The organism is Serratia aquatilis (assembly GCF_044865145.1).
In the GTDB taxonomy this organism is placed as follows: Bacteria; Pseudomonadota; Gammaproteobacteria; order Enterobacterales; family Enterobacteriaceae; genus Chania; species Chania aquatilis.
This window is the reverse complement of sequence record NZ_CP173186.1, coordinates 2,561,336-2,584,278: the sequence shown is the minus strand read 5'-3', so window position 1 is coordinate 2,584,278 and position 22,943 is coordinate 2,561,336. Positions and strand designations below refer to the sequence as shown.

19 protein-coding genes and 2 pseudogenes are annotated in these 22,943 nt (G+C 50.8%); 13 read left to right on the top strand and 8 right to left on the bottom strand.

The window, feature by feature from the left end:
- Positions 1-10: 10 nt before the first annotated feature.
- From SAQUA_RS11630 to SAQUA_RS11615, 4 genes and pseudogenes are all read left to right on the top strand, one after another.
- Positions 11-961 (top strand): annotated as a pseudogene (locus tag SAQUA_RS11630) (molybdopterin dinucleotide binding domain-containing protein); the annotation flags it as partial.
- Entirely contained in the window at positions 958-1,578 is a 621-nt protein-coding gene (locus tag SAQUA_RS11625; RefSeq protein WP_380673599.1) for a DMSO/selenate family reductase complex B subunit, read from the top strand. The pseudogene SAQUA_RS11630 and the gene SAQUA_RS11625, both read left to right, overlap by 4 nt.
- A gap of 2 nt (positions 1,579-1,580) precedes the next feature.
- Positions 1,581-2,429 (top strand): dimethyl sulfoxide reductase anchor subunit family protein, encoded by an 849-nt coding sequence (locus SAQUA_RS11620; protein ID WP_380673598.1) that lies wholly within the window; start codon positions 1,581-1,583, stop codon positions 2,427-2,429.
- Positions 2,430-2,548: 119 nt separating this feature from the next.
- Positions 2,549-3,298 carry a 4Fe-4S binding protein gene (locus tag SAQUA_RS11615; protein ID WP_404413192.1) on the top strand — a complete coding sequence of 250 codons (750 nt, stop codon included), beginning with the start codon at positions 2,549-2,551 and terminating at the stop codon, positions 3,296-3,298.
- Positions 3,299-3,334: 36 nt separating this feature from the next.
- On the opposite strand, the gene SAQUA_RS11610 is transcribed toward SAQUA_RS11615, so the two are convergent.
- Together SAQUA_RS11610 and SAQUA_RS11605 are read right to left on the bottom strand one after the other, a co-directional pair.
- Positions 3,335-3,853 (bottom strand): chromate transporter, encoded by a 519-nt coding sequence (locus SAQUA_RS11610; RefSeq protein WP_380673596.1) that lies wholly within the window; start codon positions 3,851-3,853, stop codon positions 3,335-3,337.
- A gap of 2 nt (positions 3,854-3,855) precedes the next feature.
- Positions 3,856-4,422 carry a chromate transporter gene (locus tag SAQUA_RS11605; RefSeq protein ID WP_380673595.1) on the bottom strand — a complete coding sequence of 189 codons (567 nt, stop codon included), beginning with the start codon at positions 4,420-4,422 and terminating at the stop codon, positions 3,856-3,858.
- Between the two features lie 421 nt (positions 4,423-4,843).
- Between SAQUA_RS11605 and SAQUA_RS11600 the strand changes: the two are divergent.
- Together SAQUA_RS11600 and SAQUA_RS11595 are read left to right on the top strand one after the other, a co-directional pair.
- A pseudogene (locus SAQUA_RS11600) lies at positions 4,844-4,981 on the top strand (type 1 glutamine amidotransferase domain-containing protein); the annotation flags it as partial.
- Positions 4,982-5,147: 166 nt separating this feature from the next.
- Positions 5,148-5,993 (top strand): type 1 glutamine amidotransferase domain-containing protein, encoded by an 846-nt coding sequence (locus tag SAQUA_RS11595; protein WP_380673594.1) that lies wholly within the window; start codon positions 5,148-5,150, stop codon positions 5,991-5,993.
- A gap of 366 nt (positions 5,994-6,359) precedes the next feature.
- On the opposite strand, the gene SAQUA_RS11590 is transcribed toward SAQUA_RS11595, so the two are convergent.
- Complete coding sequence (locus SAQUA_RS11590; RefSeq protein ID WP_380673593.1) at positions 6,360-7,175, bottom strand: N-formylglutamate amidohydrolase; 816 nt, start codon at positions 7,173-7,175, stop codon at positions 6,360-6,362.
- Between the two features lie 42 nt (positions 7,176-7,217).
- A complete protein-coding gene (locus tag SAQUA_RS11585; protein ID WP_380673592.1) occupies positions 7,218-8,945 on the bottom strand; it encodes a lysophospholipid acyltransferase family protein in 1,728 nt (575 codons plus the stop codon).
- 292 nt (positions 8,946-9,237) lie between these two features.
- Between SAQUA_RS11585 and ogt the strand changes: the two genes are divergently transcribed.
- Complete coding sequence (ogt, locus tag SAQUA_RS11580) at positions 9,238-9,753, top strand: methylated-DNA--[protein]-cysteine S-methyltransferase (protein ID WP_380673591.1); 516 nt, start codon at positions 9,238-9,240, stop codon at positions 9,751-9,753.
- A gap of 39 nt (positions 9,754-9,792) precedes the next feature.
- On the opposite strand, the gene SAQUA_RS11575 is transcribed toward ogt, so the two are convergent.
- Positions 9,793-10,740: a sugar-binding transcriptional regulator gene (locus SAQUA_RS11575; protein ID WP_380673590.1), complete on the bottom strand. Its 948-nt coding sequence runs from the start codon at positions 10,738-10,740 to the stop codon at positions 9,793-9,795.
- A gap of 190 nt (positions 10,741-10,930) precedes the next feature.
- Between SAQUA_RS11575 and dalD the strand changes: the two genes are divergently transcribed.
- The 6 genes from dalD to SAQUA_RS11545 all read left to right on the top strand — a co-directional run bounded on the left by dalD (position 10,931) and on the right by SAQUA_RS11545 (position 18,040).
- Entirely contained in the window at positions 10,931-12,316 is a 1,386-nt protein-coding gene (dalD, locus tag SAQUA_RS11570) for a D-arabinitol 4-dehydrogenase (protein WP_380673589.1), read from the top strand.
- 12 nt (positions 12,317-12,328) lie between these two features.
- The gene (xylB, locus tag SAQUA_RS11565) at positions 12,329-13,792 is read left to right on the top strand and encodes a xylulokinase (protein WP_380673588.1); all 1,464 of its coding nucleotides are present in this window, start codon (positions 12,329-12,331) and stop codon (positions 13,790-13,792) included.
- A gap of 57 nt (positions 13,793-13,849) precedes the next feature.
- The gene (locus tag SAQUA_RS11560; protein ID WP_380673587.1) at positions 13,850-15,145 is read left to right on the top strand and encodes an MFS transporter; all 1,296 of its coding nucleotides are present in this window, start codon (positions 13,850-13,852) and stop codon (positions 15,143-15,145) included.
- A gap of 444 nt (positions 15,146-15,589) precedes the next feature.
- Complete coding sequence (locus tag SAQUA_RS11555; RefSeq protein WP_380673586.1) at positions 15,590-16,354, top strand: FNR family transcription factor; 765 nt, start codon at positions 15,590-15,592, stop codon at positions 16,352-16,354.
- A gap of 126 nt (positions 16,355-16,480) precedes the next feature.
- Positions 16,481-17,443, top strand: a complete 963-nt coding sequence (gene uspE, locus SAQUA_RS11550) for a universal stress protein UspE (protein ID WP_380673585.1) — start codon at positions 16,481-16,483, stop codon at positions 17,441-17,443.
- 72 nt (positions 17,444-17,515) lie between these two features.
- Positions 17,516-18,040 carry a cysteine hydrolase family protein gene (locus SAQUA_RS11545; RefSeq protein ID WP_380673584.1) on the top strand — a complete coding sequence of 175 codons (525 nt, stop codon included), beginning with the start codon at positions 17,516-17,518 and terminating at the stop codon, positions 18,038-18,040.
- A gap of 56 nt (positions 18,041-18,096) precedes the next feature.
- Here the strand turns inward: SAQUA_RS11545 and fabV are convergent, their stop codons facing one another.
- The 3 genes from fabV to pntA form a co-directional block, all read right to left on the bottom strand.
- Positions 18,097-19,290, bottom strand: coding sequence for an enoyl-ACP reductase FabV (gene fabV / locus SAQUA_RS11540; protein WP_380673583.1), 1,194 nt, complete (start codon positions 19,288-19,290; stop codon positions 18,097-18,099).
- A 204-nt stretch (positions 19,291-19,494) separates the two neighbouring features.
- Positions 19,495-20,883: a Re/Si-specific NAD(P)(+) transhydrogenase subunit beta gene (gene pntB / locus SAQUA_RS11535; RefSeq protein ID WP_380673582.1), complete on the bottom strand. Its 1,389-nt coding sequence runs from the start codon at positions 20,881-20,883 to the stop codon at positions 19,495-19,497.
- 12 nt (positions 20,884-20,895) lie between these two features.
- Positions 20,896-22,425 (bottom strand): Re/Si-specific NAD(P)(+) transhydrogenase subunit alpha, encoded by a 1,530-nt coding sequence (gene pntA / locus SAQUA_RS11530; RefSeq protein ID WP_380673581.1) that lies wholly within the window; start codon positions 22,423-22,425, stop codon positions 20,896-20,898.
- Between the last annotated feature and the right edge of the window lie 518 nt (positions 22,426-22,943).

The following is a 22,943-nucleotide window of genomic DNA, read 5'->3' as shown; positions in this document are numbered from 1 at the left end:
ATCTTGCCCTGACCCGGATATCAATCAAGCCGTTAAAGTATTGGCTGATGAATCCAAAATTGAATTTATTGTTCAAAGCGATCTTTATCTGACACCCAGTGCAAAATATGCCGATGTTTTATTACCAGAAACCAGTTTTATGGAGCGCTGGAATATTGGGGAAACCTGGGGCACCGCCAGCTATTTAATCTTGTCAGAGAAACTGATCGAGCCTGAATTTGAGCGCCGCTCTGATTACGACTGGTTATGTGAAGTAGCAAAAAAACTGGGTATCGAAAAAGAATTCAGCTTAGGGCGTACAGAAAAAGAGTGGATTGTACAAATCTGGGAGAATACCCGGCAGGCAATGCCGGATGAACATCTGCCTACATTTGATGAGCTAATGGTTAAGCGCCGGCATCTGTTCAAGGGGAAACCGCATATTGCTTTCGCAGATAATATTCGCGACCCGCAAAACCATCCATTCCCTACTCCGTCCGGGAAGATCGAGATCTTTTCCTAGCGGCTCTACGATATGCATCATGCTGAAATTCCTGCGTTGTCCCATTATGTTCCAGCTCATGAAGGGCCAGAAGATTCGTTGTCGGCAAAATTCCCGCTGCAGTTGATTACCTGGAAAGGCAAGAATCGTGCTAATTCAACGCAGTATGCAAACCCCTGGTTACAAGAAGCACAAACCCAGAAATTATGGATCAATCCTGCAGATGCCCAAAGCCGGGACATAGCGCAAGGTGACCTAGTGCGCGTGCATAATGATCGGGGCATTACGCAGCTCCCAGCAGAAGTTACCCAACGTATTATGCCCGGTGTCGTCGCCATGCAGGCGGGAGCCTGGTGGCAACCTGATGCAGATGGCGTGGATCATGGCGGCTGCGCCAACGTTCTCAGCTCTGCGCGTATTACGGCGCTGGCAAAGGGTAACTCTCACCAAACCATGCTTGTGGAGGTGGCAAAAGCATGAATACGTTTATCGATTATGCTCCGGTCAGCGAGCGCCAGCTTGGTTTCTATATTGACTCATCCCGCTGTTCAGGCTGTAAGGCCTGTCAGGTCGCCTGCAAAGACAAGAATAACCTGGAGGTTGGGCGGAAATTCCGTCGTATTTACGAGGTCAAAGGTGGTGGTTTCGTTCCTACAGGTCAAGGTGGGTTCCAAAACAATGTTTATGCTTACACCCTATCGATATCCTGTAACCACTGTCAGGATCCAATCTGCACAGTGAATTGCCCAACCACGGCGATGCATAAACGCCCTGGTGATGGCATTGTGCGCGTCAATACGGATAAGTGTATTGGCTGTGGCTACTGTGCCTGGTCCTGTCCTTACGGTGCCCCTCAACTCGATCAGGCAACCGGTCAAATGTCAAAATGCGATTTCTGTATCGATCTCCAGGCAGCGGGTGAACAGCCTATCTGTGTGGCAACCTGCCCGTTAGGCGCAATCAAGTTTGGCCCGATTGATGAACTCCGTGCGCAATACGGCGATACCAGTGATGTGCGGGGGTTACCTGACTCCACCATTACGCATCCAAATCTGGTCATCACACCGCACCAGGGTGCAGAACAGGGGAGTAAATAATCATGCATGAATGGCCTCTCATCATTTTTACCCTACTGATTCAAGGCTCAGTCGGTATTACGGTGTTTACCACCTTTACCCTGATTTATGCCAATGGAAGCCTTGATGGCGCAGAGAAATGCCGTTTGGCGCGCCCCTCGATGCTGGTCGTCTTTATCGCCGGGGCACTAGGTTTGATAGCGTCCACCACCCATCTGGGGTACCCGCTGAATGCATTTCACGCTCTAACGCATTTTGAGAGCTCATGGCTGAGCCGGGAAATCATCTTTGCCAGCCTTTATCTTGCGGTCTTAGGGGTGGCGACACTGATCGCGATATTCTCAAAGCGTGTTTGGCCCATTTTACTGGTATTGGCTTCATTGCTAGGTATTGTCGATGTCTTCTGCATGAGTGCTATCTATTTTCACTCTTCCGTGGTGACTTGGATGCATTTCAATACCTACTTAATGTTCTATGGCTCAGCACTGAGTCTGGGGGCTGTCGCCTGTTTGTGGTCACTTGCCGCTCGGCCAGACCTATCTGCACTGTTGGTTAAGCGGGTGGCGGTGACTGCGGTGATATTGGTTGTTGTCACGACGCTGCTCCGCCTGCTTGCACAGCCGCTTTATATGGCTTTTCTCGCCCACGCTGGCAATGGTGAAGCGGTGACCTTCCCTCATCAACCGCTTATTGCGTTTGAGCAACTAAGCACTGTTCGTACCGCATCCTGGGTGATTCTGACTGCTGGCGCAGGTGCGTTGGCGCTCAGCCTACGCTCTCATCGTACCAACAAAAAGATGCTGGCATTGGGGAGCGCCTTGGTCGTTGTAGCCGAAGTATCTTTACGATTCAGTTTCTTCAGCATCAACTGATGAAACCGTTTTCAATTGAAATTCTTCCAGCCCAAATCGGGGCTGGGAGCTCCTGTTTACACAATATTGTCAAGCACAGCCGCTGCCAAGCTTGCGCACTGGTATGCCCTTCAGGTGCGGTGACATTGAACGATGGGAAAGTCAATTTCGATACAGAAAACTGCATCTCCTGTGGTGCCTGCCTGTTTGCTTGCCCAACCGGCGGAGTGGATAAAATAGTCCCTCCGTTACGACATTATCGGGACAACACGCTGGTGATGCCGTTAAGTAACATGGCCCCGAGCGTTGGAGAGCTTCTTATGTGGCACGCCGAATATCATATCCGGGCCGTTGAGTTTGAGTTGGCACTTAACCCTGGATGGGGCATGGCGATTGCGACTCTCAACATACGGCTTAAACAGCTCAAGCAGCCGCTGTGGAGGATCGTCCCGCCACCTGCTACTGCCGTTGATAAAACGCGTCGTCATTGGTTGCAGATAGACAACAACAGCAAGACTGGGAGAGCCACGCAGGGAGGACGGATGCGCAGAGCCCTTTTCCAAGCAGTCAGTGAGTATCAGATCCTGTTAGACGAAAATCAGTGTTTTTTGTGTGGGGCTTGCGCGCGAATTTGCCCAGAGTCCGCCATTGAGTTGAACCGCGAATCGATAACACTCAAGCACCGTAGTTGCACCGGTTGTGGTTGCTGTGAGGCTATTTGTTTATCCAACGCCATAAAGCTGGAGGAGAACTACGAATGTAGTACCACTGAACTGGCGGTAACAGAAGTTTCCTGTTCTAGCTGCCACCGCCTATTTCTCGCGTGGAACGAACAAAGTGGACAGTGCCCGATATGTTCTCGTCATCATTACGGTATGCGGGAAGCGTGATAGTTTCCTTCAGGCGCTACTTTCCACGGTTTGCCGTTAAGCCACTAACAACCCCAACACTGCGCCCCCGGCCAGGATCCATAGCGGATGGATACGCTTATTCATACTGACCAGTGTGGCTACTAAAACCAACAGCGCCAGTTGCCAGTTGGTAGCGGAGGCTTCTGCGATTAATACGCCGCTGGCGGTGACCAGACCGACCGTTACTGGGACCAGCCCTGTCTGCACAATGCGCCGCCATGGTCGGTCTTTAAAACGCTTCCAAGCTCCCAGAACCAGAATAGTTACCAACGAGGATGGCCCGAATTTGGCAACCGATGAAACCAATAACCCAGCCCACCCCGCCACATGCCAGCCAATCAGCGGGACGATCATCATATTCGGCCCCGGCGCGGCCTGCGCCATGGCAAATAGAGCACTGAACTCCTGCGCACTCATCCATTGGTGTACTTCCACTACCTGCCGTTGCATTTCCGGCAAAATGGTTATCCCACCGCCGAATGCCATCAGCGAAAGTTCGGTAAAAATGATCGCCAGCGAGAGTAAAATAGCCATTATCAAGGTCTCCTCCATGCCAACAAAATACTTACTGGGGCCAGCACCAGCATGGTCGGCAGCAACGGAAAGCGTAACCAGGCGATTGCTACCAGACAAATGCCGACAATCATCAGCGGCAACCATTTGCCCCACAGCGGCATGAGCATTTTTATTGCGGTAGAGAGCAGTAATCCGGCCGCAGCAGCAGCTAACCCGGCAAAAACGTGTTGCACATGGGCATCGTTCTGATAGCGGGCATAAACCACCCCTAACCCGATAACAATGGCGGTTGGCGCGCAGATCAATCCCAGCAAGGCGCAAAGGGCACCACGCACACCCTGGAATTCCATCCCTACCGCCACAGAGAGGTTGATGACGTTGCCACCCGGTAAGAACTGACACAATCCCAATAGCTCGGTGAATTTTTCACTGCTCAGCCAGCGCCGTTGTTCAACCAGCATGTTACGCGCCAGAGGCAACACGCCGCCAAAACCTATCAGGCCAAGCGTCAGAAAGCCGATAAACAGTTGGGCTTTGCTCGGTGGTGCACTGATGTCATGGCTTTTTACCGCGTTAGGATCAGACATTGCGTTTTCCCATATTTTAGGGTTTGTGTGCCAATAGAGCCAAAACCCACATCAAGAAGGTAATTAACTGTTTATAAGCAATTTAATTATCCTGACTTACTCTCTGTCCACTATTAATAAACCACTTCGTAGATGCTGAAAATCTATCTGAAGTTAAAGAATCATGGCGCTTCACGCAATTGCCGCCGTAGGCAATTCTCCACAACCCTTCGCTTTGATCAACGAGCTTCCAGCACGCATCAAAACTTCGTGATGCAGTTCACCTGAATTCGCCATCGAGACGCAGCTGCAAGGTTGTATGGTTATATTCATTTTTTGAATACCTGAAATGAAAAGTTTTGATTTTTAGAATTATAGTGATTCGCCTAAGCTGCCATCCAGTTCACTGATTCACGCGCCACGGCGCTCAACGGAGAAAATGATGAAAATCCTGATGGTACTAACCTCTCACGACAAGCTGGGTAACACGGGTCACAAAACCGGCTTTTGGCTGGAAGAGTTTGCGTCACCTTATTATGTTTTCCGCGATGCAGGTGCAGATATTAATTTGGCCTCGCCTGGTAGAAGAGATGCTCAAAGCTAACGGCGGTCACTACAGCCGTGCTGAAAATTCTGGCAGAGCCACGTCGCGGTAGATGATCTGTTGATTACTGGGCAAAACCCGGCGTCTGCTGAAACGTTGCTAAAACTGCTGTTATAAAACCTTTCTGATTCGGATATTTGTTATGCGATTAGCGAAATATGTGACTACCCTGCTGCTTTGCCTAGGCATAAGTGCCACCACCCAGGCAGCAGAAACCCATGGCCGGATATTGGTACTGCTTTCAGGTGAAAACCAATTACCGCTTAAAGAGGGAAAAACCTATCCTACCGGGTATTACCTCAATGAGTTCGGCGTGCCGGCTGATGGTCTGCAAAAGGCTGGATATGAACTGGTGCTGGTTACACCAAACGGCCAGGCACCGAGCGTTGACCAACGTTCGGTTAATCCTCTCTATTTTGGCGGCAATAACGCAGAAATGCTGCGAATTCAATCGGTGGTGGCAAGCCTACCCGGAATTGATAAGCCGCATAAACTGTCAGATGTACTGGCTGGTGACCTCTCTGAATATGACGGTCTGTTGATCCCAGGGGGCCATGCGCCGTTGATTGACCTCGCCAATGACCCACAGGTGGGTGAGCTACTGAAGTATTTTCACTCCGCAGGCAAGCCTACAGCCGCTATCTGCCACGGCCCGATTACCCTGCTGGCCGCGCAAGACGCCCCACAAGATTTTGAAACTGGGCTGATTCAGGGCAACACGCCACAGGCGAAGAACTGGATCTATAATGGATACCGCATGACTATTTTTGCCGATGAAGAAGAGCGGATTTTTGAAGACTCGCTGAACGGGGACAAGATCCGTTATTACCCGGCCAAAGCCATGGTAACTGCTGGCGGCGAGTTGTCACAGGCAAAGGCCTGGTCACCTAATGTCGTCGTTGACCGTGAGTTGATCACCGGCCAAAACCCTTTCTCTGACCATGCGCTAACCAAAGCTTTGTTAGAACAGTTGCAAAACAGGCGCTAAATTACCACGCATAAGTTCCAGCCATCTCAGCGAGTCTGGTGTTCAGCACAGGATCTACACGGCAGTCTGTGCGTAGCCAAAGTCAGTAATATCGGGCACCAGCCGCTTATTAGACACAACATTTCAGCGCTGCACCACCTTCAGATCCTGACATAACTTAATCTTGCCGATGACCGACCGCAAACGGGTATACAGATGTGTAAAAAATGATTCATTTAACAATGACCATTAGCACTACCCATCACTCTTTTACTGCGCAAACAGATAACTCAGCGTTTTCTGCTAAACATTATGCTTTAACCGATTTACCACCAGAGCAATTTAATTGGAAAATGCATTTTATTTCAGTCGAATACAATGATGCCCTTACCTTTCTTGCCCTCCGCCATCAACGCCAAATTCCCGCTCCCAGCGTTGCCATAATAGCGGTAATAAGCGGGCAAAACGCTCAGCCCACGCGGCTTGGCCTTCAGAGTCGCTAATCAAATCCTGACGAATTTCGATACCTACATAAGGCAATCCGTGGCGTTCGGCATGGATTGGCAGCGTGTAATCGGTCGCATCCGTCATGGCGTAAGGCTCGTTTATTCCTACCTGTAAGTCCCCTTCTTCACGCAGTAACTCCGCCAGTATTAACGCAAATTGAGGATGACGATTAAATAGCAGCCCCACTTGCCAAGGCCGCGCCTCGCCTTTAAAAACAGGGGTAAAACTGTGCAACGCAATCACAGCACTGGGTTTCCCATGCTCTCTTCGTGCTAATAGCGTCTGCTCAATAGCTTGGTGATAAGGCTGAAAAATTTCTTGTTCGCGTGCCCCGATTTCAGCCGCACTGAGATGATGATTCCCAGGGATCGTTGTTAATTCCGATACCAGCGGGATCGAGCTGAAACTCCCTGGCGTACGGTTACAGTCGATCACCAAACGTGAGTAATGCTGATGAATCAATGTTGCTTCTATCTGGCACGCTAGCCGACGGGAAAGTCCCAGAGCCCCAATATCCCAACCGATGTGACGATCGATTTCCCCCGCAGCCAGACCGAGGTCGCCCAGACGTTTTGGGATAGCCTGACCGGCATGATCGCACAGTATTAAGTAGGGAGATGTGGCCTGGGGTAGTTCAATCGTTACCGCACCAGGATCGTCAGCAGATAATAGTTCGGGGGGATAGGGGTGGTACATACATCACTCCAGCGAGGAAATCGCTAATTCTAGGCGATTTTCTCACCGTTCACCAACTGCAGTTTTACCCTCCTTATGAACCGCAATATAGCGCTGATAGCGCGCGGGCTTGAGGTGGTTCAAATCGACCAATACCAGGCCATCTATGCAGTTGTTAAATGCCGGGTCGGTACCAAAGTCGATAAACTGTACGCCGCCCGGTTCACAGAGTTCTGCGTATTGTTTGTATAGCGTTGGGATCGAGCAGCCGATGTTGTTCAGCAGGCTTTTCAAACGAACCAAGTCCTGTTGGTAGCTATTGCCAGCAAACTGCGCTAGCACCTGCGGTAGCGAAGCAGGATAAGGTTGACGTGATTGAGCCATGGCATTTTCTGGCGAAAAATAGAGACGGTAGAAGGCAATCAGCAGGTCGCGAGCGGTCGTCGGCATGCTGGCTGAAATGGAAACAGGGCCGAACAGGTAACGATATTGCGGATATTTTGCCAGATAGGCACCAATGCCCAACCATAGGTAATCCAACCCGCGTTTCCCCCAATAAGTGGGCTGGATAAAACTACGGCCCAGCTCAATGCCCTGCTTGAGGATTGGTGTCATCTCCTCGTCGTAATGGAACAGGCTGTTGCTGTAAATGCTATTCAGCCCTTTATTAGCCAATTGCTCTGCGGTAGGAATAAATCGGTAAGCACCAACAATCTCCAACTCTTCCTCATCCCATAAAACCAAGTGATAATAATCGTCGTCATAGCTGTCTAAGTCCCGCCGTCTTCCAGAACCCTCGCCAACCGCACGAAAGGCAATCTCACGCAGGCGACCCAGTTCACGCAGAATAGGCACCCTTTCTTCATTCTGCCTTCTATAAAGAAAAATGGTTTTGCCATCCGGCGTCGCCCCTAGCCGTTCGCAAGCTGCCAGCGCTTTCTTCAACTCCAAACGGTCTTCTGGCCGTGCAATGGCTGATTCGCTGGTAAACAGCCCCGGTTTCCCTTGGCCAAGCAGATAAACATGGCGGCGAAAACGCCCGGCAAGGTCGCGTGCATGGGTATGACCGTCGTACCAATGCGCAAAAGGAATCCGCCCGCCGATGCGCAGCTTAATCCGCCCACCGCGCTGTTTGAACATTTCGCGTACCAGCAATAAGGTGGATAAGGGGCGGTAAATCAACGAGGTAAAATAGAACAGGTTACTGTTACGGGCGCTGACGTGGATCGGCACTATAGTGGCTCGTGCCTTGGCAGCCAGCCGTAAAAAGCCGGTGTGCCAATGACCATCGCGGATGCCTTTAGGGCTTATGCGCGACACTTCCCCAGCCGGGAACAGGATCAATGCTCCCTGACTATCTAATTGGGCCTGCATGGTTTCTATTTGGTTGCGGCTGGTGCGATTGCTGAGGTTATCGACGGGAACAAACAAGCTGCGCAGGGGTTCGATATGGCTCAATAACTGGTTGGCAACCACTTTGACATCAGGCCGGACCGCTGCCACTGCCCGCAGTAGCACCAATCCATCCAGCGAACCGATAGGATGGTTGGCCACCAACACTACCGGTCCCTGACTGGGAATATTTTCCAGATCGCCATCCACCAGTTCACAGCTCAGATTGAAGTAATCAACTACTTGCTCAACCAAATCCAATCCTTTCAGATGTGGATAGTCGGCGGCAAACTGTTTGAATTCTTTTTCGAAGAGTAAGCTTCTAAGCAGGCTACGTTGCCAAGCTGGGGGCGAACGGTGCGGAAATGCATCTTGCAGCAAGGTATCCAAACTGAACATTTTTGTTATCTCCTTGGCAGTGTCCTTTGATTGCACGTGAACGTTGTTTACGGTCAATGCTTGGATATTGCTTGGCTACATCAATGCAAACTTAAGCCCGGAGCATGACTCTGACATGTCCATTTCGTGACGAAAAAATGAAATGTCAGCTATGGCAAATGATTAAGAGTTGTGTGTTCCTGGTGACCAATTCTGTCGTCGAGAGATAGAGCCGACTTCATGTCCGAAATCCGCCATCGTGACTGCCTGTTTCATGTAATAATCTTGGCATCGAACACAAGGAGTTAACCAGATGCAGACTTTTTTCATTGATCGTATGCCGACGCCGGTCGGTGAACTGGTATTGATCGGTGACGAACAGGGGCATATGCGGGCGCTTGACTGGACAGATCATGAGGCCCGTTTAATGAAGCTGTTGAACACGCACTATCGAAGAGTCCCGTTCACCTTGCAGAATAAAAGCAACCCGGGAGGCCTGACGGATATTATGCAGCGCTACTTCTCCGGTGAACTGGCGGCTATCGACAGTGTGCCGGTGATGACCGCTGGCACTGAGTTCCAGCGTACCGTCTGGCAGCAACTGCGCAAAATCCCCTGTGGAGAAATTATCACTTACGGTGAATTGGCTAAGCGCATCGGCCGACCAACCGCTTCTCGAGCAGTTGGCATGGCTAATGGATCTAACCCCATCAGCATCGTTGTACCTTGTCACCGGGTGATTGGCGCACAAGGTGCCCTGACCGGTTATGCTGGCGGTGTTCAACGCAAACAATGGCTGCTCAAGCACGAAGGTTTTTTGCGCGAGTAGCGGCTGCCGCCGCCTCTTTTGATGATGATTTGGCAGCGCCTAATCAACCAGCAACGCCTGCGCACTCTCTTCGTCAGTAATTAAACCGTTGATCCAGTGGCCTGATAAGGCGGCGCGAATAGCAAGACGCTTTTCCTGTCCGCCCGCCAGCGCAATGACCGGTTTTTCTGGGCGCTGGCGCAGGTTGACGCTGGTCAGACGCTGGTCAAGCTCACTGGCGACCCGGTTCCCATTACCATCGATAAAGTGCCCTAGCATTTCTGCCACTGCGTTATCCGCCGAAAGACGATCAACATCCTGTTCCGAGATAAAGCCGTCTTTATGCAGTGGGCAGTGATAGCCAATACTGCCAATACCGATAAAGGTAACGTCAGCCTGGCTGGCCTTCTCATTGACCGTGCGATAGATGCGGTGGTTACACCACAGGGCACGATCCTGTTCGCTATCGGCAAACAGCGGCGCAGGCAGAATAAAGTAACGCCCCTGGGTTTTTTCCGCCAACCACAGCGGCACGTCGTAACGAGTACAGGAACCATCCGAGGCGATTGCCCCAATCAAAGAGACGCAACTGTGCTGTGGCCGCTCAAGCTCCGGCAGCTCATCAATTGCCGCTTTGAGGCTGCGGCCAGAACCTACACCAATAATTAAAGGTTGTTCATTGCGCAAGAATTGCGCCATAACCTCCGCGCCAGCCACCGCCACCGCCCTGTTCACTCCGGCATGTTCCATGCCCTGGCTGGGGACAACCTGACACAGACTTAGACCATAACGTTCAGCAAGCTGGGCAGACAGCGCCATACATCGTCCCACAGGATGCGAGATATTCACACTGACTAAGCCGTTGTCGATCGCCAACGCAACCAGACGCTGCGCAACCTGACGCGAAACCCCAAGCGCATCAGCAATCTCATTTTGAGTCTGCCCCGCAACGTAGTACATCCAGGCAGCACGCGCCGCCTGATCCAGTTTTTTGTCGTGTTTAATCATATTGCCATTCTGCCTTTTGACGCTAATACCCCATTTTACCGGCATTCCCCCCATGCCGTGATATCGATTTGCGCTTTTGTGAGCTAAAGCCCATTTAATGGGCAAAAGTTTAATTAGTCTATTCGCCATTATTCGGGCAAATACCCAATAAAAGGGCAAATGCTCAAAACTATCTGTAACGGAGAACGCTATGAACAAGCCTACAAATGCTTCCTCAGCCGTTTGGCTGCATATAGGTGCCGGTTCTTTTCACCGTGCACACCAAGCCTGGTATCTGCACCGTCTGCTTGCCGCTGGCGATAACCGCTGGTCAATTGCGCTCGCTAACATCCGCGATGACGCAACGCCATTACTCTGCGCACTCGCCGAGCAAAATGGTCAATATGTGTTGGAAACGGTGACGCCAAAAGGTGAGAGACAGTACGAAACCATCACCTCTATCAGTAAGGTTATTCCCTGGGACCAGGAGTTGGCAGCACTGACCGCTCAGGGGGCACAGCCAGAAACTCGTGTAATCTCTTTCACCGTCACTGAAGGGGGTTATTACCTGGATAACCAGTTCAATCTGGATCGGGATAATGCTGACATTCAGGCTGATCTAAAGGGAGGATGCCGGACTATTTATGGCGCTATGGCGCAATTGCTGGCTTATAGAAAACAGCTCAATGGTGACCCTGTCACGTTATTGAACTGCGATAACCTGCGCCATAACGGAGAGCGCTTCCGCCACGGGCTGATGCAGTTCCTCCAGTTGCGCCAAGAAAAAGCGCTGGCTGCCTGGATCGAAAGCCACACCCGCTGCCCAAATACCATGGTTGATCGTATCACGCCAAGGCCTGCGCCAGACGTCGCGGAACGCGTCGCTGAGGCAACTGGCTTTCAGGATCGTGTTCCAGTGATGGGGGAAGCCTTTATCCAATGGGTGATAGAAGATGACTTTATCGCCGGTCGCCCTGCTCTGGAGAACGTTGGCGTCGAGATGGTGGAGTCTGTACTGCCCTATGAGGAAGCCAAGATCCGTATTCTCAATGCCAGCCATAGCTGCATAGCCTGGGCCGGTACGCTGATTGGCCAAAGCTACATCCATGAAAGTACTGACACCCCTGATATCTGCCAACTGGCTTACGACTATGTCACCCAGGATGTTATTCCTTCTCTCAGCCCTAGCCCCCTAGATCTGGCCAACTACCGTGACGTTGTTCTGGAACGCTTCAGTAATCCCTATATCCGTGACACCAACCAGCGTGTCGCCGCCGATGGCTTCTCCAAAATCCCGGGGTTTATTACTCCCACGTTGCAGGAGTGCTATCAGCGCGGCCAGGAACCGAAAGCCACGGCAATGTTGCCAGCGTTATTCTTTGTCTTTATGCAGCGCTGGCACCAGGGCCAACTGCCTTACGAATATCAGGACGGCATTCTCGATGCGGCTGCCGTACATCTGATGTTCAATGCTGCCGATCCGGTAACCGCTTTTGCTAGCGATGAAAAATTGTTCAGCACCCTGGCCCATAGTGAGCCCTTTAGCCAACTACTGCGTCAATCCATCAACAAAGTTAATCACTGGCTGGCAAAATAACGGGAGCGATGCATGTACTTAGGACTCGATTTAGGCACTTCAGAAATAAAAGCCGTGGCCATTGATGCCAGCGGTACGGTTATCGCCAGCGCGGGCGAATCGTTAGAGGTGCAACGCCCTCATCCCCACTGGGCTGAACAGGATCCTGCCGATTGGTGGCGAGCCACACAAACGGTAGTGGCGCGCTTGCGCGCCAAAATGCCCCAGCAGTGGCCGCAGATCTGCTCGCTGGGGCTTTCCGGCCAGATGCATGGTGCTGTACTGCTTAATCGCGATAACCAAGTGTTACGGCCCGCTATTTTATGGAATGACACGCGCAGCGCCGAGCAATGTCGGCAATTAACGCTCAGTGCACCGGAACTGCACGAGGTTGCCGGTAACCTGGCCATGCCAGGGTTTACTGCGCCAAAGCTGCTGTGGGTTGCTAGACATGAGCCCGAGATCTTCAAGCAAGTGGCGACAGTGCTGCTGCCAAAAGATTACCTGCGCTGGATGATGAGTGGTGACAAGGTTTCCGATATGTCGGACGCAGCAGGCACCCTATGGCTCGACGTGGCAAGACGGGACTGGTCTGACTCTCTGCTGGCCGCCTGCGGTTTGACTCGCGACCATATGCCCCGGCTGGTTGAAGGCAGTGAAGCCTCTGGCGTACTGAAAGGAGACATCGCTCGCGCCTGGGGATTAGGTGACAACGTCACTATCGCCGGTGGTGGTGGCGATAACGCCGCCAGCGCAGTCGGCATCGGTGCGGTTAATCCCGGTGATGCATTTATTTCTCTCGGAACCTCCGGTGTGCTGTTTGCCGTAAATGACCGTTTCAGCCCAAACCCACAATCTGCCGTGCATGCGTTTTGCCACGCACTGCCTGAACGTTGGCATCAGATGAGCGTGATGCTGACCGCAGCTAGTGCCCTACGTTGGTTCTGCCAACTGGTAGGCAGCAATGAAACCACGCTGCTGGCAGAAATAGCGCAAATGAATAAAGCAGAACAGCGGCTGGCACCGATATTTCTGCCTTATCTTTCAGGCGAGCGAACCCCACACAATGATCCGCTGGCTACAGGTGCCTTCCACGGCCTGACACATAGTCATCAACGTGCAGCCATGGGTTATGCAGTGTTGGAAGGCGTGGCATTCGGCATAGCAGACGGCTTGGATGTGTTGTCCCAGGCCGGGACCCATTTGACGCAATGCTCACTGATCGGCGGAGGTGCGCGAAGCGAGCACTGGGCGCAACTAATAGCCGATGTACTCAACCTCCCTATTGTCACCCACCAGGGCGGCGAGGCTGGCGGTGCACTAGGCGCGGCACGCTTAGGTTGGCTGGCGGCAGGCGGTGCGGTAGCGCAGGTTTGCCACAAACCCACCATCGAGAAGCATTTCCTACCTGATGGAGAACGCCAACCGATGCTTACCGCGCGTTTGGCCATGTACCGGCAATTATATCAACAGCAGTTGGCGCTTCGCCCGGCATAACCCTGGCGAAATAAATAATAACAAACCTGTTACCCTACACGTCTTCTGGAGTTTGCGATGCAACAATCACACAAGCACTGGTTCGGGCTGCCGATGAACCTGTTCTGGGGCTACATTGCCATTGCGGTTTTTATGAGTGGTGATGGCTTTGAGATGGCTTTCCTGTCGAAACACATTACTGATATGGGGTTCTCACCTGCGCAATCGGCACTGGTGTTCACTGTGTATGGCCTGGCGGCAGCACTCGCCGCCTGGAGTTCTGGAGTCGTCGCCGAAATTATCACCCCACAGAAAGCAATGCGCATCGGTTTCATCCTGTGGGTAGTGATGCACGTGCTGTTTATGTCCTTTGGCCTGGGCATGCGTAATTATCCACTCATGCTGCTTTTCTATGGGATCCGTGGTCTTGCCTATCCGCTTTTTATTTATTCATTCGTGATGTTAGTGGTACAGAATGTGCCTAAGCAGCAGCTTTCATCGGCTATGGGCTGGTTCTGGGCCATGTACTCTATCGGTATCGGCTGTGTCGGTAGCTATTTGCCCAGTTTTACCATCCCGTTGATTGGTGAAACCGGTACTCTGTGGTTTGCCATTGCCTGGGTGGTTGCCGGTGGTCTGATGGCACTGGTGCTGTTGCGTAACGTGGGGCAAAACAGCCCTAAGGCCGATCTGACGCCAAAAGAAAAGCTCAAAGAGCTTTCTCGCGCGGTAACCATCCTGTTCACCAACCGCAATATTTTTCTCTCCTGCCTGATCCGTATCATCAATACCCTATCCCTGTTTGGTTTTGCGGTGATCATGCCGATGCTGTTTGTCGGCCGACTAGGGTTCACTATGTCGGAATGGTTGCAAATCTGGGCGGTATTCTTCTTTGTCACCATTTTTACCAACATCATGTGGGGTATTCTGGGGGAAAAAATCGGCTGGCTGCGTCAGGTACGTTGGTTTGGCTGCATTGGCTGCGCTATATCGAGCCTGGCGTTCTACTATCTGCCGGTCTATTTCGGCCACAACTTCTGGGTAGCATTAATCCCCGCGGTCATGCTGGGGATCACCGTTGCAGCCTTTGTGCCGATGACTGCGGTGTTCCCGGTGTTGGAACCTAACCATAAAGGTGCCGCTATTTCGATCTACAACCTGTCCGCAGGCCTGAGCAACTTCGCAGCCCCGGCTATCGCTTCAATGGTGTTGCCATTCTTTGATATCGTCGGTGTGGTCTGGGTTTATAGCGGATTGTACCTGGTGGCTGCGGTCTTGACTCTGGTCGTTAAAGTCGATCAGCCGGGTCATAATAGCGTACCGCACTATGCAACGGCCAATACCGAGGCCTTAGCCAAGAATATTGCGCATTAATCCACGAACCAGTCTGGTGTAATCAGGCTGGCTCTTGTCGATCTGGGAACATCGAACCTGTCCAATTAGGTGCAGTGGACGATCTTCCCAAATCTCAAGGACAATCTCTGCACCTACCCCGCTATTTTCAGCTCTGAAATATTGATTTTTAAATGGAGGATAAAATCATTGATGGATATCATCTTTGCTAGTTTGGCATAAAAGGGACAAAGCATAATTTTGTGATGCAAGTAATGAATGTAGTTTACTTTGCAGTCCATCCGCCCGATGCAATCTCGGTTTTATAATCAAGAATCAATAGAATTTTCTAAAGTACAGAGTAATCGATAGATGTGGTGTTTGAAATTTACACATAATGCCCCTGTTCTTGGTATTGCTGTACTTATCACTTGACGCAAAAGATGTTAAAATTGACCCATATCAATTATTGCATGAGCGTAATCTATGATCCCGGAAAAACGCGTGATTCGTCGTATTCAGTCTGGTGGTTGTGCAATTCATTGCCAAGACTGCAGTATCAGCCAGTTGTGTATTCCTTTTACCCTCAACACGCATGAGCTTGACCAGCTCGACAACATTATCGAAAGGAAAAAGCCGATTCAGAAAGGCCAGACGCTGTTCAAAGCTGGCGACGAACTCAAGTCGTTATACGCGATCCGTTCTGGAACCATCAAAAGCTATACCATCACCGAACAGGGTGACGAACAGATCACCGGATTCCATCTGGCAGGCGATCTGGTGGGGTTTGACGCTATTGGCGGCCTGAAGCACCCAAGCTTTGCCCAGGCGCTGGAAACCTCAATGGTATGCGAAATCCCCTTTGAAACGCTGGACGATCTTTCTGGCAAAATGCCAAACCTGCGTCAACAAATCATGCGCTTGATGAGTGGTGAGATCAAAGGCGACCAGGATATGATCCTGTTGCTGTCGAAGAAAAATGCTGAAGAGCGGCTCGCAGCATTTGTGTATAACCTATCGCGTCGTTTTGCCGAACGTGGTTTCTCGCCGCGTGAATTCCGTTTAACCATGACTCGTGGTGATATCGGTAACTATCTTGGTCTGACGGTTGAAACCATCAGCAGATTGTTGGGGCGTTTCCAGAAAGGCGAAATTCTCAGCGTGAAGGGCAAATACATTACCATCGAAAACGTAGATGCTTTGTCACAACTGGCTGGGACATCACGGTCTAGCGTTTCCATAAGTTCTTGATCTTACTCCTGGCCAATAATTTTCTGAAATTATTGGCCAGCGACTTCTCTGTAGCTGTTCTCTTTTTCAATGTTGGGTTACTCTGTAATTGAGCAGGCTGTTGATCTACAGCTGTATGGAGGCCTTATGGCGAAGTATCAGAATCTTCTGGTGGCTATTGACCCTAATCAGGACGATCAACCGGCACTCCGCCGGGCGGTCTACCTGGTCAAACGGAACGGCGGATGTATCAAGGCCTTCCTTCCTATTTATGACTTCTCTTACGAAATGACCACCCTGCTTTCACCGGGTGAAAGGACTGCGATGCGACAAGGCGTAATTAGCCAACGCGCAGCGTGGATCAATGAACAATGCCGTTTCTATCTTGAAGATGGTGTTCCGATCGAAGTCAAAGTTGTGTGGCACAATAGGCCGTACGAGGCCATTATTCAGGAAGTCTTGAGCAGCAATCACGATCTATTGTTGAAGATGGCTCATCAACACGACAGACTGGAGTCGATGATTTTTACTCCCACTGATTGGCATCTGTTGCGGAAATGCCCTTGCCCGGTGTGGATGGTGAAAGACCAACCCTGGCCTGAAGGGGGGAAAGCATTGGTTGCGGTTAACCTTTCCAGTGAAGAGCCCTATCACGATCCGCTTAATATCCGGCTGGTGAAGGAAACGCTCGAACTGGCAAAAAACGTCAACCAGACCGAAGTTCATCTGGTCGGTGCTTACCCGGTAACACCTATTAATATTGCTATTGAGTTACCTGATTTTGACCCAAGCGTTTATAACGATGCGATCCGTGGGCAGCACCTGATCGCTATGAAGGCGTTGAGGCAAAAATTCAACATAAGTGAAGAGTTCACGCATGTCGAAAAGGGTCTACCGGAAGAGGTGATCCCGGATTTGGCAGAACATCTGAAGGCCGGTGTTGTGGTATTGGGAACGCTTGGCAGAACCGGGCTTTCTGCTGCGTTCATCGGTAATACTGCTGAACACGTTATCGATCATCTTAAATGTGACCTATTGGCACTCAAGCCTGAGGGATTTAACAGCCCAGTGGTTTTAGACGAAGATGACGAACACGATGATGAAGATTAACAAGCGTTACGGCTGATATAATCTTAGAGCGGCGTAAGCGCCGCCCTTTCCCACATCATCAAGGATCCTATCATGAGCAAACCGGCGCTGATCATTATCGATTTGCAAAACGACTATTTCCCTTCGGGGGCCTTCCCTTTAGCCAATACAGAAGCCACACTTTCTTCAATCGTGAAGGCTATTGGCAAAGCCAAAGCCAAAAGCATTCCCGTGATTCATGTACAGCATATTGCTGACCCTGCACACGGCATCGCCCCTTTCTTCAACAAGGATAGCGAGGGTGTCAAAATTCACGCTGAAATTCTGGCTGCAGCGCCCAATGCCCCTGTCGTCATCAAGCATTTTGCGGATAGTTTTGAAGGGACAAATCTGCATGAAACGTTGCAAAATCTTGGCGTGGACGAACTCATTCTATGCGGCATGATGACACAGAATTGCGTAACGCATACTGCCCTGTCACGGCGTGCTGATGACTACAAGAAAGTCACCGTATTGACGGATGCATCGACCACGGTCAGTGAAATGCTACATGGTATTGCTTTACACGCACTTTCAACTCGCGTGGCGCTGGCTCTTTCTGAAGATGCTTTAAAATAACGTTTTGCTAAAACCTCACAGGGCCCTTAGGCCCTGTGATTTTGATAACGGTAAACTCAGAGTTCAACGACATCAAAGCGTACGTCTGGGTTAACGTCCGCATCGTAATCAACTTCTTCCAGGCCGAAACCAAACAGACGCAGGAATTCTTGCTTGTAGCCTGCGTAATCGGTCAGTTCGCTCAGATTCTCGGAAGTGATTGACGGCCACAAATCGCGGCATGCCTGTTGCACATCATCACGCAATTCCCAATCATCCATGCGGATACGGGCATCATCATCCAACGGCATATTGTCGCTATACAGGCGAGTACGCATCAAGCGTTCAGCCTGCTCTATGCAGCCCTCGTGAATGCCCTTCTCCTTCATAATCTTGAATGCCATTGAGATATACAGTGGCATAACAGGAATGGCTGAAGAAGCCTGGGTAACGACGGATTTCAGCACGGCAACGTGAGCGGTTCCACCTTTAGCAGCCAGATCGTCACGGATAGCCGTTGCCGCACGATCCAGATCTTCTTTGGCGCGGCCTAGCGTACCATGCCAGTAGATTGGCCAGGTAAGGTCGGTACCAATGTAGGAGTACGCGACAGACTTGGCCCCTTCGGCCAGTACGCCGGCACCTTCCAGGGCTGACATCCAAAGTTCCCAATCCTGGCCACCCATAACGGTGATCGTGTTCTGGATTTCTTCTTCAGTGGCAGGTTCAACCGTCGCAGTGATGATTTGGTCTTTATTAGTATCGATTGCCGTGGTGGTGTAAACCTCACCAATAGGCTTCAATGCCGAACGCACCACTTCACCCGTGTCGGGCATTTTACGAACCGGCGAGGCGAGTGAGTAAACAACCAGATCGATTTGGCCCAAATCAGCCTTAATCAGTTCGATGACCTTGGCGCGGCACTCGTTGGAGAAAGCGTCGCCATTGACGCTTTTCGCGTAAAGGCCCTCTTCTTTTGCTGCCTTGTCAAAGGCTGCGGAGTTATACCAACCCGCAGTGGCCGTTTTGCTCTCGGTGCCCGCTTTCTCAAAGAACACGCCGATAGTAGCAGCATCGCTACCAAACGCAGTGGCAATACGGGATGCCAGACCATAACCGGTAGATGCACCGATCACCAACACACGTTTAGGGCCATTGGCAATCTTACCCTGCGCTTTGGTATAGGCAATCTGACGACGAACATTGGCTTCACAACCCACCGGATGAGTGGTGGTGCAGATAAAACCGCGAACCTTAGGTTTGATAATCATAGTGGTCTAGGATCCGTTAAATGGATGAAATCGGTACATAAGATACCTCATTGTTCACCTGTATGGTGATCTGATGTGTTGAATTGCACAAATAACAAACAAATCTTATTAAATTAAACCCAAATATTGCCGCCACGGCTATTTTTACAGCGAAAAAAAACACGGACCACCGGCCCGTGCTTTCATCATTACAGCTATTGCAGGTTACAGAGCGCGCAAGATAGCTTCCACGCTGTCTTTAGCATCGCCAAACAGCATTTGGGTGTTCTCTTTAAAGAACAGCGGATTCTGTACGCCAGCATAACCGGTATTCATCGAACGTTTGAAGGCGATAACGTTTTGGGCTTTCCACACTTCCAGCACTGGCATACCAGCGATTGGACTACGCGGATCTTCCAGCGCAGCTGGGTTCACGGTGTCGTTAGCACCAATCACCAGCACGGTGTCGGTATCCGGGAAGTCTTCGTTGATCTCATCCATCTCCAACACGACATCGTAAGGTACCTTGGCTTCTGCCAACAGCACGTTCATGTGGCCTGGCAAACGCCCTGCAACCGGGTGAATACCGAAACGCACCTTGATACCGCGCGCACGCAGTTTCTCGGTGATTTCTGCCACCGGATATTGCGCCTGAGCAACCGCCATGCCATAACCAGGAGTGATGATAACGGAAGTTGAGTTTTTCAGCTGTTCAGCCACTTCTTCCGCTGTGGTTTCACGGTATTCCCCCATCTCGTCCGCATTACCGGTAGAGGAACCATCGGTACCAAAACCACCGGCAATAACGCTGATAAAGGAGCGGTTCATCGCCTTACACATGATATACGACAGGATAGCACCGGAAGAACCGACCAACGCACCGGTTACGATCAACAGATCGTTGTTCAACATAAAGCCTGCCGCCGCCGCTGCCCAACCGGAATAAGAGTTAAGCATTGACACCACAACCGGCATATCTGCCCCACCGATAGACGCAACCAGATGCCAGCCGAAAATCAGCGCAATCACGGTCATGATCAACAGTGCAAATACTTCCAGGCCAACACTACTGGTACGGACAAACATCACCAGCAATAGGAAGGAAACAACCAGCGCGGCCAGATTCAGTTTGTGACGGTGTGGCAATGTCAGCGGCTTGGAAGAGATAATGCCGCGCAGTTTGCCGAAAGCCACAATAGAACCGGTGAAGGTTACCGCACCAATGAAGATCCCCAGGAACACTTCGGTAAGATGGATATTCACCATCACCGGCTCCAGAATTTCTCCATGATCCAGATAGCTGTTAAAGCCAACCAACACCGCAGCCAGCCCGACGAAGCTGTGCAGCACCGCTACCAGTTCTGGCATTTCGGTCATTTCGACTTTCTTCGCCAGATAAATACCAATGGAGCCACCGATGATCATGGCTATAATGATCCACCCCACGTTGCCGGAATGCGGCCCGAGGATAGTGGCGATCAGCGCAATCGCCATCCCGGCAACGCCAAACAGGTTACCTTGCTTAGACGTTTCATGGCGCGAGAGGCCGGCCAGGCTGAAAATGAACAAAATAGCGGCAACAATGTATGCAGCTGTAACTAATCCACCAGACATTTTTGCTACCCCTTAGTTTTTGCGGAACATCTTCAGCATGCGCTGAGTGACGGTGAATCCACCAAAAATGTTGATGCTGGCAATCAGCACGGCGATAAAGGAGAGGAAAGTCACCCACCCGCCATGGCCGATCTGCAACAACGCACCGACCACAATAATCCCTGAGATCGCATTAGTGACCGACATCAACGGGGTATGCAGTGCATGGCTGACATTCCAAACCACGTAGTAACCCACCACGCAGGCCAGCGCAAACACAGTAAAGTGTGACAGGAACTCTTTCGGTGCCGAGTTGGCAAACCAACCGAACAACACGATCGCCAACGCAATCAGGCCATACTTAACCAACGGTGAAGTCGGTTTCTTTTCTACTTTTTCAATTGGTGCAGCAGATTGTGCCTGCTTAGGCTGGGCAGAAACCTGAATTGGTGGCGCAGGCCAGGTGATCTCGCCATCGCGTACCACGGTTACACCACGGATCACGGTGTCTTCGAAATCGATATTGATTTCACCGTCTTTCTCTTTCGACAACAGCTTCAACAGGTTAACCAGGTTGGTACCATAAAGCTGTGATGATTGTGTCGGCAGGCGGCTAGGCAGATCGGTATAACCGATTATCTTCACGCCGTTTTCAGTCATCGTGACCTGATCGGCAACCGTCAGCTCACAGTTACCACCGGTCTGAGCAGCCAGATCAACAATTACGCTGCCCGGTTTCATCGAAGCTACCATCTCTTTGGTGATCAGCTTCGGTGCAGGTTTGCCTGGGATCAAGGCGGTGGTAACGATGATATCTACTTCTTGTGCCTGAGCAGCAAATAAAGCCATTTCTGCTTTAATAAATGCTTCAGACATGACCTTGGCATAGCCATCACCACTGCCCGCTTCTTCCTCAAAATCCAACTCAAGGAATTCGGCGCCCATACTCTGCACTTGTTCTTTAACTTCCGGACGGGTATCAAAAGCACGAACGATAGCCCCCATACTGCCCGCCGCACCGATTGCAGCAAGACCGGCAACACCCGCACCGATAATCATCACCTTCGCCGGTGGTACTTTACCTGCTGCAGTAATCTGGCCGGTAAAGAAGCGGCCAAACTCATGAGCAGCTTCAACAATAGCGCGGTAACCTGCGATATTGGCCATTGAACTCAATGCATCCAGGGATTGAGCACGCGAAATGCGCGGTACGGAATCCATGGCCATTGCAGTCACGTTGCGGGCGGCCAGTTTCGCCATCAATTCGGGATTTTGCGCAGGCCAGATAAAGCTGACTAACGTGCTGCCCTCACGCATTAACGCGATTTCGTCCTCTTGTGGCGCGTTAACCTTAAGGATCAGATCCGATTGCCACACATCGGCAGTATCGGTAATTGTCGCCCCTGCGGCTTCATAAGCAGCATCCTCAAAGCTTGCCAGTTTACCCGCAGCGCTCTCTATCGCGACGGTAAAGCCCAGTTTCAGCAGTTGTTCTACCGTTTTCGGCGTTGCTGCAACACGGGCTTCATTGGCCAACCGTTCTCTTGGTACACCAATACGCATAATGTTCCCTTCTCACCTGTCTTTGATGATGTTTATTATCTTTTATACCCATAGTAAGAACACCAGTCGGCAAGATTTATACTGACTTTCCTGCAGACAAATTAAGGTGCTCTCCATAACCTACTGAAAATGTGACCGATGATCCATAATTGCTTACGCTTACCCTGCAGTTTTTACATAAAAACCCACCTAAGGATATGACAAATCGCAAATTTATGTGGAAAAGTTCCCTCACAGCGCTTTTTCAAGACACTATTTTGTAGGTTGTACGAACAGTAACCGCCTACACAAAGCGGGAGTAAGACATGAAAAGTTAGAAAATTGTGAATAACTAGCATTAATGAGATTAAACGCTTTATTATTGAAACTTATATTGTGTGCCTGGTTAATTCGGCAAAATGTTCCGGTGCTAATTTGTCTCATCCCAGAACATAAAATGCTGAGACACTGGACAAGATTACATGTAATAATCTGCCGCTGAATTACACTCACACTGTTCAGCACGTTACAAACGTTAC

Excerpts from the sequence above, each read along its gene's own strand:
- SAQUA_RS11625 (WP_380673599.1), top strand. The coding sequence starts at position 958 with ATGAATACGTTTATCGATTATGCTCCGGTCAGCGAGCGCCAGCTTGGT.
- SAQUA_RS11620 (WP_380673598.1), top strand. The coding sequence starts at position 1,581 with ATGCATGAATGGCCTCTCATCATTTTTACCCTACTGATTCAAGGCTCA.
- SAQUA_RS11610 (WP_380673596.1), bottom strand. The coding sequence starts at position 3,853 with ATGGCTATTTTACTCTCGCTGGCGATCATTTTTACCGAACTTTCGCTG.
- SAQUA_RS11605 (WP_380673595.1), bottom strand. The coding sequence starts at position 4,422 with ATGTCTGATCCTAACGCGGTAAAAAGCCATGACATCAGTGCACCACCG.
- SAQUA_RS11595 (WP_380673594.1), top strand. The coding sequence starts at position 5,148 with ATGCGATTAGCGAAATATGTGACTACCCTGCTGCTTTGCCTAGGCATA.
- SAQUA_RS11590 (WP_380673593.1), bottom strand. The coding sequence starts at position 7,175 with ATGTACCACCCCTATCCCCCCGAACTATTATCTGCTGACGATCCTGGT.
- SAQUA_RS11585 (WP_380673592.1), bottom strand. The coding sequence starts at position 8,945 with ATGTTCAGTTTGGATACCTTGCTGCAAGATGCATTTCCGCACCGTTCG.
- ogt (WP_380673591.1), top strand. The coding sequence starts at position 9,238 with ATGCAGACTTTTTTCATTGATCGTATGCCGACGCCGGTCGGTGAACTG.
- SAQUA_RS11575 (WP_380673590.1), bottom strand. The coding sequence starts at position 10,740 with ATGATTAAACACGACAAAAAACTGGATCAGGCGGCGCGTGCTGCCTGG.
- dalD (WP_380673589.1), top strand. The coding sequence starts at position 10,931 with ATGAACAAGCCTACAAATGCTTCCTCAGCCGTTTGGCTGCATATAGGT.
- xylB (WP_380673588.1), top strand. The coding sequence starts at position 12,329 with ATGTACTTAGGACTCGATTTAGGCACTTCAGAAATAAAAGCCGTGGCC.
- SAQUA_RS11560 (WP_380673587.1), top strand. The coding sequence starts at position 13,850 with ATGCAACAATCACACAAGCACTGGTTCGGGCTGCCGATGAACCTGTTC.
- SAQUA_RS11555 (WP_380673586.1), top strand. The coding sequence starts at position 15,590 with ATGATCCCGGAAAAACGCGTGATTCGTCGTATTCAGTCTGGTGGTTGT.
- uspE (WP_380673585.1), top strand. The coding sequence starts at position 16,481 with ATGGCGAAGTATCAGAATCTTCTGGTGGCTATTGACCCTAATCAGGAC.
- SAQUA_RS11545 (WP_380673584.1), top strand. The coding sequence starts at position 17,516 with ATGAGCAAACCGGCGCTGATCATTATCGATTTGCAAAACGACTATTTC.
- fabV (WP_380673583.1), bottom strand. The coding sequence starts at position 19,290 with ATGATTATCAAACCTAAGGTTCGCGGTTTTATCTGCACCACCACTCAT.
- pntB (WP_380673582.1), bottom strand. The coding sequence starts at position 20,883 with ATGTCTGGTGGATTAGTTACAGCTGCATACATTGTTGCCGCTATTTTG.
- pntA (WP_380673581.1), bottom strand. The coding sequence starts at position 22,425 with ATGCGTATTGGTGTACCAAGAGAACGGTTGGCCAATGAAGCCCGTGTT.